19 protein-coding genes are annotated in these 14,630 nt (G+C 45.8%); 11 read left to right on the forward strand and 8 right to left on the reverse strand.

Annotated features, from left to right (window positions below):
* Positions 1-81 precede the first annotated feature (81 nt).
* On the reverse strand, positions 82-771 hold the full coding sequence (locus QUB13_RS05165; RefSeq protein WP_333379560.1) for an ImmA/IrrE family metallo-endopeptidase: 690 nt from the start codon (positions 769-771) through the stop codon (positions 82-84).
* Positions 772-786: 15 nt separating this feature from the next.
* On the reverse strand, positions 787-1,110 hold the full coding sequence (locus QUB13_RS05170; RefSeq protein WP_172189318.1) for a helix-turn-helix domain-containing protein: 324 nt from the start codon (positions 1,108-1,110) through the stop codon (positions 787-789).
* 251 nt (positions 1,111-1,361) lie between these two features.
* Between QUB13_RS05170 and QUB13_RS05175 the strand changes: the two genes are divergently transcribed.
* The 8 genes from QUB13_RS05175 (at position 1,362) to QUB13_RS05210 (ending at position 6,970) form a co-directional block, all read left to right on the forward strand.
* Positions 1,362-1,628, forward strand: coding sequence for a hypothetical protein (locus QUB13_RS05175; RefSeq protein ID WP_332966511.1), 267 nt, complete (start codon positions 1,362-1,364; stop codon positions 1,626-1,628).
* A 188-nt stretch (positions 1,629-1,816) separates the two neighbouring features.
* Positions 1,817-2,518 (forward strand): hypothetical protein, encoded by a 702-nt coding sequence (locus QUB13_RS05180; RefSeq protein ID WP_333088707.1) that lies wholly within the window; start codon positions 1,817-1,819, stop codon positions 2,516-2,518.
* 61 nt (positions 2,519-2,579) lie between these two features.
* Entirely contained in the window at positions 2,580-2,948 is a 369-nt protein-coding gene (locus QUB13_RS05185; RefSeq protein WP_333379561.1) for a hypothetical protein, read from the forward strand.
* A gap of 57 nt (positions 2,949-3,005) precedes the next feature.
* Positions 3,006-3,983 (forward strand): hypothetical protein, encoded by a 978-nt coding sequence (locus tag QUB13_RS05190; protein WP_333379562.1) that lies wholly within the window; start codon positions 3,006-3,008, stop codon positions 3,981-3,983.
* A gap of 114 nt (positions 3,984-4,097) precedes the next feature.
* Entirely contained in the window at positions 4,098-5,177 is a 1,080-nt protein-coding gene (locus QUB13_RS05195) for a hypothetical protein (RefSeq protein ID WP_333379563.1), read from the forward strand.
* Positions 5,178-5,322: 145 nt separating this feature from the next.
* A complete protein-coding gene (locus QUB13_RS05200) occupies positions 5,323-6,045 on the forward strand; it encodes a DUF433 domain-containing protein (RefSeq protein WP_333379564.1) in 723 nt (240 codons plus the stop codon).
* Positions 6,042-6,467: a hypothetical protein gene (locus tag QUB13_RS05205; protein ID WP_333379565.1), complete on the forward strand. Its 426-nt coding sequence runs from the start codon at positions 6,042-6,044 to the stop codon at positions 6,465-6,467. The genes QUB13_RS05200 and QUB13_RS05205 overlap by 4 nt, the downstream gene beginning before the upstream one ends.
* A gap of 221 nt (positions 6,468-6,688) precedes the next feature.
* On the forward strand, positions 6,689-6,970 hold the full coding sequence (locus QUB13_RS05210) for a YiaA/YiaB family inner membrane protein (RefSeq protein ID WP_333379566.1): 282 nt from the start codon (positions 6,689-6,691) through the stop codon (positions 6,968-6,970).
* 155 nt (positions 6,971-7,125) lie between these two features.
* On the opposite strand, the gene QUB13_RS05215 is transcribed toward QUB13_RS05210, so the two are convergent.
* The 5 genes from QUB13_RS05215 to QUB13_RS05235 all read right to left on the reverse strand — a co-directional run bounded on the left by QUB13_RS05215 (position 7,126) and on the right by QUB13_RS05235 (position 9,798).
* Positions 7,126-7,593: a ferredoxin gene (locus QUB13_RS05215; protein ID WP_333088695.1), complete on the reverse strand. Its 468-nt coding sequence runs from the start codon at positions 7,591-7,593 to the stop codon at positions 7,126-7,128.
* A 100-nt stretch (positions 7,594-7,693) separates the two neighbouring features.
* Positions 7,694-8,080 (reverse strand): DUF1257 domain-containing protein, encoded by a 387-nt coding sequence (locus QUB13_RS05220; protein ID WP_193974477.1) that lies wholly within the window; start codon positions 8,078-8,080, stop codon positions 7,694-7,696.
* Between the two features lie 41 nt (positions 8,081-8,121).
* Positions 8,122-8,331 carry a DUF2997 domain-containing protein gene (locus tag QUB13_RS05225; RefSeq protein ID WP_332966526.1) on the reverse strand — a complete coding sequence of 70 codons (210 nt, stop codon included), beginning with the start codon at positions 8,329-8,331 and terminating at the stop codon, positions 8,122-8,124.
* A gap of 235 nt (positions 8,332-8,566) precedes the next feature.
* A complete protein-coding gene (locus QUB13_RS05230; protein ID WP_333379567.1) occupies positions 8,567-8,908 on the reverse strand; it encodes a hypothetical protein in 342 nt (113 codons plus the stop codon).
* A 17-nt stretch (positions 8,909-8,925) separates the two neighbouring features.
* Positions 8,926-9,798 carry an ABC transporter permease gene (locus tag QUB13_RS05235; protein ID WP_333379568.1) on the reverse strand — a complete coding sequence of 291 codons (873 nt, stop codon included), beginning with the start codon at positions 9,796-9,798 and terminating at the stop codon, positions 8,926-8,928.
* A gap of 129 nt (positions 9,799-9,927) precedes the next feature.
* On the opposite strand from QUB13_RS05235, the gene QUB13_RS05240 reads away from it, so the two are divergent.
* Complete coding sequence (locus QUB13_RS05240) at positions 9,928-11,256, forward strand: M16 family metallopeptidase (RefSeq protein WP_333379569.1); 1,329 nt, start codon at positions 9,928-9,930, stop codon at positions 11,254-11,256.
* A 431-nt stretch (positions 11,257-11,687) separates the two neighbouring features.
* Entirely contained in the window at positions 11,688-12,716 is a 1,029-nt protein-coding gene (locus tag QUB13_RS05245) for a C39 family peptidase (protein WP_333379570.1), read from the forward strand.
* A 330-nt stretch (positions 12,717-13,046) separates the two neighbouring features.
* Here QUB13_RS05245 and nadC read toward each other — a convergent pair whose 3' ends face one another.
* Complete coding sequence (gene nadC / locus QUB13_RS05250; protein ID WP_333379674.1) at positions 13,047-13,907, reverse strand: carboxylating nicotinate-nucleotide diphosphorylase; 861 nt, start codon at positions 13,905-13,907, stop codon at positions 13,047-13,049.
* Positions 13,908-14,171: 264 nt separating this feature from the next.
* Between nadC and QUB13_RS05255 the strand changes: the two genes are divergently transcribed.
* Complete coding sequence (locus QUB13_RS05255) at positions 14,172-14,630, forward strand: hypothetical protein (protein WP_333379571.1); 459 nt, start codon at positions 14,172-14,174, stop codon at positions 14,628-14,630.

Consider the following 14,630-nt stretch of genomic DNA (forward strand, 5'->3'; position numbering starts at 1 on the left):
CTGATATTATTTCCGCCATTCCTTACACCAAAAAAAGCTGAGGTTTGAACATTTCTCTCAAACCTCAAATTGAATCAAATTTTATCCAAACAACCGCTGTTGCCCGTTTGCCGCATCTTTCCCGGCATAAATCTCGCGCGTTCCCTTGGGAATATAAATCCAGTCGAATTCTTGCAAACGGTTTGTCAAGTTAGAAATGCTCACTCCCAATTCATCTCTCATTTTGTATAAATGCGACCATTTTGTTAAATCGCGTCCCTTTCTTTTATCTTCCAAAACACCTCGGGGCATTAACAAACAGCTTGCAAAATATTGGGCTTGCCATTCGATCGACGCAATTTTGGTATTGGCGATCGCACCCCGACACACAAACGGTTCTTCGACATCAGACGCTGTTTTTTCTCGATCGCCCAAATTGAGTTCTAACTGTTCCACAGTACCGTCTGCTTCGTCTTGATTGACGTGCAGCACCCAGTGGCCGATTTCGTGGGCGATCGTCGATTCGATGAACCCCGGCGGTTTTTCGAGAATCAATTCGTTGATTTCGATTAACCGCTGCTGGGGTAAAATCCTGGCGGCGATCGCACCTTCTTCATCCGGCTCAATGTAGTCCCAAACTACGCCCAAATCCAGAAAATCAGCAACCGTCGTCGCTTCAAAAGGCCATTTCGGAGCAAACTTTTGCGTTTTCTGCATCTGCATCAGGATGTCATTTGCCAAACGCTCGATCGATTCTTTGGGATAGAAGCAATACGGTTTAAAAATACTCACTATCAGGGGCCTCTCTTACGCTTCAAAAGATTGTTTGAGCCAATCTGGATTTTCTTGCATCCGGCGGAAAAGAGCCTGCATTTCCTTCGGATTTTGCTTCAGCAGCGCTTCGTACTGCTGAGGCAGCCTACCCGCCAAAAAAATCAATTCCTCTTCGTTAATATCGAGATTCCGCGCCAATGCTCGAATTACGTCCTCTTTTGGCGCATAATCGGCGCGATCGTTCTCCAACTTCGACAAATAAGTAAAATCCACACTTAGCATAGCAGCAAGCTCACGTTGTGAGTAAGCCTTATCCTTGCGAGCTTGACGGATCAGTCTTCCAAATGTTTGTTCCACGGTTTTTCGCCTCCTGACAAGCATTCTAGCCTGTTTTGATGAAAACTTCAACAAAATACTTGACGGGAAAATCAACATACGTTACTATAAATTTAGTTGACCCTTTAGTCAACTCCTTTGACCGCACTGCTGTGGTAAAAAGTGGAAACAATCTAAAAAACACGCTATATATAGCGCTGCAAACTTGAGAGGAGCGATGCCACCCGGATCTAAACCCTTGTACGCAGCAAATAAGGAGGAACAGATAGCAAATGCTGAGAACCTGGACAGACACGCATTACAAGCTCGAAGACGATGACTGGCTATACATCGCCACCCACGAAGAACAAAGCTCAGCCTCACTGGTTTGTCCGGGCTACGCGCGGGATGGCGAAGGCTTCAGCATCCACTTCACCCCAGCCCACCTAGAAACCTTAGAGCATTTGCTCACCGCCCTGCGGATTATCAAAGCTCAACAAGAGGCGATGCTGGAGTATACCTATCCCGAACCAAAAGCTACAACACATCTCATTCGGTAATCGGAAGGGGAGATGGAGAGATGGGGAGAGGGGGAGATGGGGAGAGGGGGAGATGGGGAGATGGGGAGATGGGGAGAGGGGGAGAATTAGCCAATTACCAATTCCCAATTACCAATTACCGATTCCCAATTACCAATTACCAATTACCAATTGCCTGTAAATCAATAAAGAACTAAGGAAAAACAACAATGACTACTACAAAAGAAAGACCTACATTTTCAGTATTTGGAGCCAAACCGAGCAATGCTTTGCTAGTACCAGAAATCCCGATCGCAGTCCGCAACAATTGCCAAAGCGGCCAATGGGCGATCGGCGATACCGATTACGGTTCCAAGTGTTCGATTACCATCCTTAAATTTGCCAAATTTTTCGGTTCCCTCGGTCAAACTTCCCACACACTTTGGGGTCAACTTTGGTTCGTCGCAGAAACAGGCGAACTCCCCCAAGGAGTTGTCATGGTGACATACATCAAAAACCGCAGCTTGAACGATTTTAACCGTTTAGTCGCATCAGTTCAATCACGCGGCGTAGAGCCGGCAACCGGAATCTTTGTTCCCGAATTCGTCAAACATTCCGGTCAAAAGCCAGACGACAGCGGAGTAGTAAAACCAATTAATTACTACAGTTTAAAATGGTCTTGGATGGAGCGAAAAGACTGGGCAGTCATCGATCAAGCAGCAGCAGTTTTGTCCGATCCGAGCAATCAATCGCGGATGATTGACTTAGAAGGAACCAGGGCTATGATCTGTTTAGATAACCTACCAGCAGCACAAGTTGCGTCCTTGATGGCCGCTCACACTAGCGGTGAAAACGATGCTATTGCTTTGAATTCTAACGGCGGTATGTCGCTACCGTCAGCGGAAGATAGAGCAACTGCTGACTTGTTCTAATTTTGTGGAAAAGGCGCGATTTAATCGCGCTTTTTCCGTAACTGTGACAACGAAGAGTAAAATGAAAAAAGTCACTAAAATTAAAATCAAACCAAACCTGCAAGAAAGCCGTTTGAGAGAGAATTTCGAGATGCTCGATCGCATTCGGGATGATACAGTCAACGACATCGAAAGTCTTACCGAAGACTTCCAGCACATGACTGTAGTTGCCGAATCTATCCGGCGGAATTACCGAGCTTTGCTATCGGAAAATCAACTGCTAAAAAACACGCTTTTAAGTATAGTTGAGGAGTGCGAATGCTGGCCAAGCAATCGGTGCGATCGCTGTCAAAAAATTCTCAAATCTCTAGACAGCAATAATCCCGACTTTCCACCGAATGCAGCCAAAGAATACCGAGCTATTCTCAGCCAACTGCGGAACTTAGAATAGCTAAAAACGTCTCACAAGCCAACCCTGCAAAAATTTGAATCAGGAGCAACAAACCTTATGACACTAGCAACAGCCAAAGATAGCAAAACCAAGATTTTGCAAAATTTTCAGCAGATTTTAGCAGACAAAAAAAAGATTGAATCTAAAGTCGAAACTAAGGAACAGTCAGCGGAAAAAGCCAAAAGCAAACAACTCCTAGAAGTTGCTTCTACCTACACAATAGACAGTATTGTTAAAGGCTTGGCAGACTTGCAATTAGATTTCGGTAGCATCACCAGCGGACTTTCGGAAAAACTGAAGGCGGAATCTGCGAAATTAGATGAATTAAAACGGGCGATCGAAATTGAAGCCGAACAATTGCAGGAGTTGCAGCAAGTTAGAGTTGTAGCAGATGCTCTCCACATTTTAACTCAAGAGCACCGGGAAAAACTGACGCTCCTCGAACAAAACGCCGCCAACCAGCGCGAAGTCCTGGAAAAAGATACAACCCAAAAGCGCAAGATTTGGGAAAAAGAACAGCAAGAATTTGATGCAGCATTTCAAGAACAAACTGCACTCACAACTAAACAGCGCCAGCAGGAAACAGCCGATTATCAATACGAATTGCAGCGCGATCGCAAAATTGAAACCGACGAATACGAAGAAACGAAGCGCAAACTAGAACGGGAATTGCAAGAATCTACCCGCGAAAAAGACAAAAACTGGGCGGAAAGAGAAAAAGCCCTCAGCGACAATCAAGCGGAGTTTGAAGAGAATCAAAGGAAAGCCGCTGGATTTGAAGAAGAACTCAAACAGGCTTATATGAAAGCCAAAGAAGAAGCTATTCAAGAAGTTTCCCGCGAAGCTAAAGTCAAGGCAGATTTAGCGGACAAGGAATGGGAAGGAAGCAAGCAGGGATATGAGTTGAAAGTGCAATCTTTACAGCAGACAATTGCGCGGCAAACTGAACAAATTGCTGAGATTTCCGCGCAACTGCAAGCTACGATAAAGCAAGCGCAAGATTTGGCAATGAAAGCTTTTGCTAGCAAAGCTTAAAGATTACTCGGCCGTTGAAACCGCGACTACACAAACGAAGTCCGCGCAACGCGAGACTAAGAATTAGAATTGAAACCAGACCAAATTTGCCCAACTATTAAGAGATGGAAAGTTGTGAACAAAAAAGTTAGCGACAAAAGCACCAAGGCTGAAATCTTAGAAGCGTACAAGGAAGCCGCGCAAGAAAAAGCTGCATTAGAATTGCAAATCAAACAGCTAAATGCTTCCCCAAAGCAAGCAGCAGTTCCTGAAAAACTTATTGTGGAGGCACAAAAATCAATGGTTTTAACTCAAACTCAACAAAAAATGCAGTCCACAATCGACAATCTGATTTTGCTGCAATTTGGCTTTGGTGGCGCTGTCAGCGAGTTGTCTGAAAAGTTAACTTCCGAAGCTACTAAATTGGAAGAATTGCGGCGCGTTGTGGGGGAGGAAGTTCAACAACTGCAAGAGTTGCACAGTTTAGAAGATGTTGCGGAAGATACGCTGGATAATTTAATTCAGCAGTACGAAGAAAGTGCGAAAACTTTTACTGACGAACTCAGCGAACGGCGCGAAACTGTTGAACAGGAGTTGTTAGAACTGCGGCTGGCTTGGGAAAAAGAGCAGGAATTGCAAAAGTTGACTGTTACAGAACGTAATGATAATCAGCAAAAAGATCGCAGCCGGGATGAGGAGTTGTATGATTACGATCTGAATCTTCAGCGAAATCTTGATATCGAAGAATACGAACAGCGCCAGCAAAGGCTTTATCAAGAAATTGAAGAGTTTCGCCAGGAACAGGAGAAACAGTGGGCGGAACGCGAAAAATCTATTTCGGAACGGGAAAGTTTGTCTGCGGATGTTAAGGCTAAGGTGGAAGTTTTCCCGAAGGAATTGGAAGCTAATATCAAGAATGGCAAGGATACTGGTCGCAATATTGGCAATTATCAAGCTAAGGTTAAGGCGGATTTGTTGGCTAAAGATATTGAAGGACAAAAGCAAAATTATGAACTGCAAATTCAAGGAATGTTGCAGACTATTCAAAATCAAGATGCGCGGCTTGCTAGTTTGTCACAGCAACTTGATTCTGCTTTGAAACAGGTTCAAGATTTGGCGGTGAAGGCGATTGAGGGTTCGTCGAATTTGAGTTCTTTCCAAGCTGTGAGGGAAATTGCGATCGAACAAGCTAAGACTCAGCAGAAAAATAAGTAGATACAGCGCTTTTAGGAGTTAATTAGGTTGCTTTAGATACCCGATTTCTTGAAGAAGTCGGGTATCTGGGTATTGAATGGAGAGATTTTTGCGATCGCCCGCTTCTTGTGCAAAAATATAAGTATTTAGGATTAGGACAACTGCTATGCTTGATACTAACAACTTTGAACTGCGGGATATTCCGATATATTCTATCCCTCAAGCAGCACAATATCTCAGGCTGCGAAGAGATATGTTGCGACATTGGGTTGTTGGCTGGTACTCGCAAACAAAAACGGACAAGCACTTCTTTGAGCCGTTGATTGAGTTACCTCAACACCATAATCTTGAACTGCTGCCCCAGTCCAAAACTAGACTACTTTCTTTTACCAATTTGGTAGAGGCTCATGTGTTGATTGCTATTGTTAAGGCTACTGGCTTCTCCCGAAAACAACTTAGCACCACTCTCAAATGTGTCAACCGTAATTTTTCTACTCCTCACTTATACGCTCGAATTGAGTTTCAAGTCGAGGGAATTGCTCTTTTGTTTGAGAGATGCGGACAGAAGCTTGCAGCCTCCGGCAGGAAACAGGAAGCGAGGCAGATTCTAGACATTTATTTCGATCGCATTGTACGAGATGAAGCTGGATTACCTATCAAACTCTTCCCTTTCACGAAGCTACCAGGTTCCGACGAACCTAAAACAGTGATGATTGACCCCACAATCTCCTTTGGCCGCCCTGTTTTGGCTGGAACTGGCATTCCCACAGCTATGCTGGCAGAACGTTACAAAGCGGGTGATTCCATCGATGAACTTGCTGAGGACTATAATTGCGATCGGCTCCAAATAGAGGAAGGTATTCGCTGCGAACTTCCGCTAGTAGCATGAATGAGATATTTTTCATCGATCGATGTTTAGGAACAAAACTGGCAGATTCGTTACGAAATGCGGGGGCGACAGTAGAAATTCATGACGATCATTTTAAGCGGAAAGACGTCAAGGATGAGGATTGGCTGAGGATAGTTGGAGAAAGCAATTGGGTTGTACTTACAAAGGACAAGAAAATTGCTAGTCGTCCTTTGGAGTTATTGGCCGTGGCTCAAGGTAATGTACGGCTGTTTGCATTTGTGGGTGGCGATGTTTCTGGAGTTATAGTCGCACAAGCTTTTGTAAATGCCTTAGAAAATATGCGAGGATTTATGCGGGGGAATCCAGCTCCTTTCATCGCTAAGGTGTACCAGTCGGGTTTGGTAAAGCCCTGCAAGAACCAAAAGGAACTTTTGAGAATCCTCCCTAAAACCAGTGAGTAAATCATCTCAAAGTTAATCTCGATTAGTCCAGTTTATAAACTGTCTACTCCCTTCCAGGCTCAAAGAGTATGAAAACCTATCTACAGGGTTGTAGTTTTTAATCAAAAGCCCGATCGCCCTGTGCACTTCTAGAAACTGTCCTTTGTTCTCCTGACCGCTTCATTCACGCTCATTATTGTATAAGTTAATCAACCAAAAAATATATTTGGGGCTTAAAGATTATGTCACAACAAATCATACGTCAAAAAGATACTAATGCTTGGATTCTTCAGTGCTGGGTTTCTTTTATTGTTGCCATTTCTGCAACTACTGTTGGTGTGATTTATTTACAGGTAGATCCTTGGCAAAAAGCTTTTATGGGTATGGGTTTAACTTTTTCGGTGGGTTCGTCTTTTACTTTAGCAAAAACCATTCGCGATAACAATGAAGCAACAACATTAACTGCCAGAATCGACGAAGCGAGAGTTGAGAAAATTCTCGCGGAACATCATCCTTTGAAATAAGCAGATGACTCGGCGGTTGAAACCGCGACTATACAAACGAAGTCCGCCTCCGCGGACTAAGAGTAAGTGAAAGTTATATATTGTATAAAAATGCCCGCGCAGGCGGGCTTTGTTTTTTGCTGATTGTTTCAAGCTGTGGATTTTGATTGTGGATTTCAATGGCTACCTTTGAACTGACGATCGCCCTTATTTTTTTGGCGCTGGCGAATGCCGGCCTGAACCGTAGCCATATCTACGGGAAAACCAACGACAGGAATCACCTGATCCTTGCGTTCTTCTTCCAGATTCTTGAGTTCGGTGTAATCAACCCAGTGAATGCAATTCACCGGACAAGTGTCGATCGCCTCAGCAATCAACTCCTCAGAATCACCGTCTTGTCGGACTACGCGCGATCGCCCGTAATCCGGCTCAATGTAGAAAGTATTGCGAGCAACATGAGCGCAGTGCTTACAGCCAATACAGGTAATCTCATCAACATAGACACCTTTTTGGCGAAACACACCGCCTAATTCCGGTTCCAAACCAGAGCGATCGGGCGCATCCCGCAAAAATCCGCCCAACTCCGGCTCCAAACCAGTGCGATCGCTTGCTGTATCTATTCCGAGTCCAGAAAGCTCAGACATTTAGACCCCTCAGAATAATCAATAAGTCCAGGCGGACTCGAATCTTTCCCCGATCGCCAGCAACGACTTGCATTCCTGGCTGCGAACAATCTGTAAATTTTTAAGCACACCAGCGCTGAACCACCAAGCGGATCGAACCGTCTTGATTTTGCTTTTGCTCAGAAACTTGGAAACCCTGCTTAGCGCTTTCATTAACCACAGTATGGTAAGCATAGCGCTGAGTCACCTTATTCAGAAAACGGTCTACAGACCAAGCTTGCTGCCAAAATTGCAGATCTGCCACCAATTCATACTCAGTCCCGTTCCAGCTAAAACCTAAGTCATAGCCGTTTTCTTGCTCGATTACAACCTCAGCGGTGCTGGTGAGGCCGCGATAGCCGCGCACCTCAGTCGGGCCCGACTTCCAGTCGATACCCAAATCAGTTAAAGCAGCTTCCAAAGAATTCAAATTGCGGATCTGGGTCTTAATTTGGCTAAAGTGTGACATGGTGATTCCCAAAAAAATTTAAGTGAACTCAACAAAAAAGATTACCAATCGCTAAAAGCCACTTGGGCCGTCGCTTCGGCTGACTGATTGAGCGCAAGCGCGAAATATTCAGATGTTGACTCTTGATGAAGCACCACGCCAAGCTGGGCTTCAATAGCAGCAGTTACCTCAGCGCAGGAAGCACCGACAATGCCGGTGACTGTTTCCTGTACGCGGCCATCTGGATAAATCACAAATTCTAGTGTTTCCATAATCCGGGCTGACTGAATAGGAACGATGAAATCAGACACCGACGCCAGCAAGCTTGGTACGATGCCTCCTGAAGTCGCTTCTTGAGAGTTGGCTGACTCGCCACTATATCAATTTTGACTAATTGATAGGTTTTGAGTCACAACTTAACAGAACTTATTAATAGGTGGGATCAATACGTCAGTGTTATGTAAAGTTTCGCGTACATCGTGACATCAGTCAAGTCGATTTTAGATTTTAGATTTTAGATTTTCGATTTGAGAAAGAGGAGGAAGTTCGGCAACGGATTGTATAGCGGACGTAACGGATGTAATTGATGTATGTAATGGGTGGATGTTGAGGTTCGAGGGTAGAAGAAGGATTTTGCCCAATCTCCCAATCTCCCCCTCTCCCAATCTCCCCCTCTCCCAATCTCCCAATCTCCCAATCTCCCCCTCTCCCAATCTCCCCCTCTCCCCCTCTCCCAATCTCCCAATCTCCCAATCTCCCAATCTCCCAATCTCCCAATCTCCCCCTCTCCCAATCTCCCAATCTCCCCCTCTCCCCCTCTCCCCCTCTCCCAATCTCCCCCTCCCCCAATCTCCCCCTCTCGCCTTCTAATTCCCTCTGGGGTCTAAAACGTCTCGCAGGCCGTCGCCTAAAAGGTTGAAACCGAGAACTATCAAGGTAATTAGCAAACCTGGAAACAAAATAGTCCAAGGAGATGAAAGAGCGTATCCGCCTTTAAAAGCATCGGAAAGCATTGTCCCCAACTCCGGGGCTGGCGGCTGCGCGCCCAAACCGAGAAAACCTAAACCGGCGGCTTCTAGCGTGGCTGTACCAGTGGAAAGAGTTGCTTGTACAACTAACGGCGGGAGACTTCCCGGCAAAATGTGGCGAAAAATAATCCGTAAGTCGCTGGCGCCCAAGGCTTTGACTGCTAAGACAAATTCTTGTTCTCGCAGCGATAACACCATGCTGCGCGTGAGGCGGATGTAAATGGGAATTTGCACGGCGCTGACGGCGATAATTACGCTTTGCAGGCTCGGCCCGGTGACGGTGACAACGGCGATCGCCAGTAAGATCGAAGGAAAAGCTAGCAAAATATCCGCCAAAGTGCCGATCGCCACTTCAGCCCATCCGCGAAAATATCCGGCGAAGAGTCCCAACAGCCCTCCCACAAACAATCCCGCAGCCACAGAAACTAAGCTGACGAGCAAAGATATCCCCAATCCGTGCCACACTCGCACCAACAAATCTCGCCCCAAACTGTCGGTGCCGAACCAATGCTGGGCGCTAGGAGCCACTAATCGGGATAAATAATCGCGATCGACCGCCGGATTGTAGGGGGAAAGTAGGGGAGCTAACAGTGCCGAGAAAATCAGCGCTACAGTCAAAATTAAGCCGATTTTGCCCGAGGTCGATCGGGCGAATCGCTGCCAAGCAGGCTGTCGAAATATTAAATTTTGATGCAATTTGGGATTTTCCATTTTTAATAATGTCAAAAAAAAACAGTTGTGCCCGATCGCAGTTTTTATAGCCAATGACAGATGCCGAATCCCTGATGCCTTCGTTAAAGACCATTTAAGATATAGAGAACAAATAAATTTAAAAGCCCAATGACATCAACCCTGCTCAAATCATCCTCCCGATCGCCCCTGAACGCTCCAACAGTGCGCCATTTCCCCAACGGCCTCACAGTTATAGCCGAACACTTACCAGTCGATGCCGTCAACCTCAGCGTGTGGATGAATTTAGGCTCAGCCGTAGAATCCGACGAAATCAACGGTATGGCTCACTTTTTAGAACACATGATTTTTAAGGGAACTCCCAGCATTCAGAGTGGAGAATTTGAACGGGCGATCGAACAACGCGGCGCTGTCACCAATGCCGCCACCAGTCAAGATTACACGAACTATTACATCACCACAGCTCCTAAAGATTTTGCTGAACTAGCCCCACTGCAAGTCGATGTCTTGCTCAACGCCAGCATTCCCGACGATGCCTTCGAGCGAGAACGGCTGGTAGTATTGGAAGAAATTAGACGATCGGAAGACAATCCGCGCCGGCGCACCTATCAGCGATCGATGCAATTAGCCTTTGAAGTCCTGCCCTACAAGCGACCGGTACTGGGCCCGACTTCCGTCATCGAAAATCTGAGGGCCCAACAAATGCGGGATTTCCACAGCAGCAGATATCAGCCAGGGGCGATGACAGCAGTCGCTGTAGGTAACTTGCCGGTCGATCGACTAATAGAAATTGTCGCCGAAAGTTTTGCTAGCAAAAGCACAGCACAAAACAGCACCATAAATCTGCCCGCCCTCAGCAACTTTCACCCAGAATCCGAAATTCTCAACTACGGCCAAGAATCGCCCTTTACCGAAACAATCCGCCGCGAATTTGTAGACTCTGCCCTCCAGCAAGCTCGACTGATCGTGATGTGGCGAGTCCCCGGCTTTGTGGAAATGTCCGAAACATACGCCCTCGACGTTTTGGCGACAGTATTGGGCCACGGGCGCACAACTCGCTTGGTTAAGGATTTGCGCGAAAATCGAGGGCTAGTCTCGTCAATTTCCGTCAGCAACATGACTCAGCGACTAGGCGGGGTATTCTCGATTTCCGCTCAACTGGCGACAGAAAATATAGCCGAAGTGGAAGCAGCCATCGTCGGACACATCCGCACTCTGCAAACCGAACTGGTGACAGATGCCGAAATTTCCCGCATCCGCACCCAAGTAGCAAATCGGTTTATCTTCGGTAACGAAACTCCCAGCGATCGAGCAAGTTTGTACGGTTACTATCAGTCGATGGTAGGAGATATCGCTCCCGCCCTCAACTACGCAGCCTGCATCCAATCTCAGACAGCCGAGGATCTCCGGGAAGCCGCCGTCAAATATCTGTCTCCCGATGCGATGGGTGTGGTGGTAATTCGCCCCGAAGCAGCATAAACCCGACTGCTTCCTTCCCAGACGCAATCGTTTGCTTGTCAAGCTAGGGAGCACAAAGAAGGTAAATCATCGCCTTCTTTGATTTGAAAATACTGTGTCAGATCGTGTCCGATCTAGGATGGTAACAAAAAAAGGTTAGTAGTGCGGACTAAAGTCCGCACTACTAACCCATCTTATTTCGATCGATCGACTGGACAGGATATCAAGTTCGATCGCACTCCGCCTTAAAGGTTTTGTATCGAATCATGAATTTAAAGCTTTTAAGGTACGGACGATCGGTAGAATGGCCGTAATTTTATGAGACGATAAACTGGGAATTATTGACGGTCGAGCAATTTGCTGTAGGGACACCGGATTTATCGGCGATCGTAATTCTCAAATCTAAAATCTAAAATCTAAAATCTAAAATCGATTGACGTGGGCAGGGAAGCATGAAATTACAAAACTTTCTCAACTCAAAAATTAGGTACGATGCCAAAGCAATCGCTGCCGACAACGAGCTCAGCCGCCAAATTCAAAGCCGTCTCATTGACCTGGGTTTACTGAAACCTCCAGTAGACGGCATCTTTGGCCCACTTTCTACCGCCGCCCTCCACCGATTTCAAACCTTGATGAAGTGCGGCGAACCGGGTTTTTTGGGAGCAATTACAGCCAAAAAGCTGATCGAAACCAAAACGACGGACATTCCCACACCTCGCCCGATCCTGAAAACGACCAGAGACACTATTTTTAAATCAAAACCCCTAGCGTCTTCTCAACTTCAGGAATCAGAAAAACAAGTAATCCCAGCGGGAAAAGAGTTTGAACTCCTAGCTTTTGTGCCAATTCGCGGTCACATTAGGGTTGCTCTCCGCAATGAATCTTTCAAAGGTTCAGGGATTTGGTATGTTTACGGAGGACACGCTCAAGTTACTTTAGACGGCGTTTTGCTTTATCCCAAACCAAACCCGCCCACTGTCCGACTTGGCATTCCTTATCGATCGCAATTAGATAATTTTTACAATCCTACAGGTGCTTGTAATGTAACTTCTATAGCGATGTGTCTGGACTTTTTGAGAGTGCCGCGGCGCAATAGAAGCGGACAATATGAAGATGAACTCTACGAATATGCGATCGCCAAAGGTTACAGTCGCTGGGACCCCTACGATTTAGCAAAAATTGTTAGAGATTACGGCGCTCAAGATTACTATACCGAGAATGCAACTATTGATGACGTTCAAGATTGGCTGGCAAGCGGAAATCCCGCTGTCATCCACGGATACTTCACGTCTTTCGGTCACATTATAGTTGCTGCTGGCTACGACAGTGAAGGATTCTTCGTTCACGACCCCTATGGCGAGTGGTTCCCAGGCGGCTACGACACAAGTGTCAGCGGTGCCTACTTGCACTATTCCTATCGTTTAATCCGCAGCGTTTGTATGGCTGACGGAGATTTTTGGGTGCATTTTATCTCAAAGTAATTTGGCATTGGGCATCGAGAATTGGGAATTGGGAATTGGGAATTGAGCGTTAAAAATTGGGAATTAACTATTAGTTATTCACACGACTAAATAACCAATAATATCAAATCTGGTAGCATCAGAATTGCCGCTCTCTCTTCTCTTTCTCTGTGCCCTCTGTGTTCTCTGCGGTTAAATTCTTCTGATGCAATTATAATTGATATAACAATAGTGAACAGCGAATAGTCAATCAAAATAATCGATTGCGCTTGCGAGGAGGAGACGGCAATGCCGTTTCCCTACCCTAATTAATTGTAGGGAAACGGCATTGCCGTCTCCTGATATCAGTAACTAACTATTAATTTTCATGCTCAAATCCAGCCAAGTCGATCGCGTAATTGGAGCACTGGTAGAAATATAATCAACTCCGGTTTCCGCCACACTCCTAATAGTTTCTAAAGTAACATTCCCAGAAGCTTCAATTTTTACCCGATCGCTCTTTTCGCGAATTATTGCCACAGCCTGCCGCATTAAGTCAAAGGACATATTATCTAACATGATAATATCCGCCTTGTGCTGCAATGCTGTCTGCACTTCGGCGAGGGTTTCGGTTTCGACTTCGATTGTCAGCGGATAGGGGATAGAATTGCGGATACGGGCGATCGCCTCGGCAATTCCCCCAGCCGCCGCAATGTGATTGTCTTTAATCATTACCGCGTCATCTAATCCCATCCGGTGATTGCAAGCGCCGCCGATTTGAGTTGCGTATTTTTCCAACAATCTCAACCCCGGCGTTGTCTTGCGCGTATCCACCAATTGCACGGGTAAATCGGCAATTTTGTCAACATATTTTTGAGTTAAAGTAGCGATGCCGCTCAAACGCATTGCCAAGTTTAATGCTACCCTTTCTCCGGTTAGCAGCGCGTCGAAGTTGCCGGACATCTCGGCGATTACTTCTCCTTTTTCGCACAGTTTCCCTTCGGGTACTTGGGGGATGAAACTGAGGCTGCTATCTAAAAGTTTAAATGTGCGATGTGCGATCGGCAATCCGGCAATGACTCCAGCTTCTTTAACAATCCATTTAGCAGTACCCTGGATGCTGTTTGCGGGAAATAAGGCCGATGTTGTGCGATCGCCCCTACCGATATCTTCTAGTAGCCAGTTGTGCAGTAGGGAGTCTAAAACTATCCAAGGTGGCAATATTGCTGTCATGTTTTCTTTGTGATTCCTGCTACTAGGAACGATAGTCGATCGCGTAATTTTCGGCAAGTTGCAAGATAGTGATGGTGTGAGTGCGATTTTGGGCGATCGCACTACATAATGGGCTATTGTATTGCTGACGTTGGGTATAGTTATGGTTCTCAAGTTATCGGTGGGACGGTAGCCTGAGTATTACTTGTTGACATTCAAAATTAAATAGGTTATACTTTAAGTTAAATATTTATTTCAAAAATAAATAGTTTAAAGGTAGAAAGTATGTTAGACCCTCAGCCACTTGCAAATATGGTTACTTCTCTTCTGGTTCCAGCAATCCCATATCTGTTAAAGGGAGGGGAACAAGCTTGGGGAGAAGCTTCAAAGAAGATAGGCACTGATACCTGGGAATGGGCAAAAACTATTTGGATGAAACTTGTTTCTCGCTCTAAATCAAAATCTAATGGGGAAGAAACGACTACAGAAATTGCAAAAGCAGCTACAGAAGTTGCAAATAATCCTTCGGATGCAGATGCACAAGCTGCACTGCGCTTTCAAATCAAGAAACTTCTAATGGATGATCCGGAGTTAAGCCTAGAGATTGCGAAAGCTCTTGACGAGGCAAAAGCATCTTCTGCTCAAACAAGCATTCGCATTGGAGGTGTAGATATTGGTGGTGGCTCAACTATCGATAACTCAGGAAGTATTGTTGGGGGTAATCAGACGCTCGGCAATCACTAG

This window comes from Microcoleus sp. B4-D4, assembly GCF_036705185.1.
Classification (GTDB): domain Bacteria; phylum Cyanobacteriota; class Cyanobacteriia; order Cyanobacteriales; family Microcoleaceae; genus Microcoleus.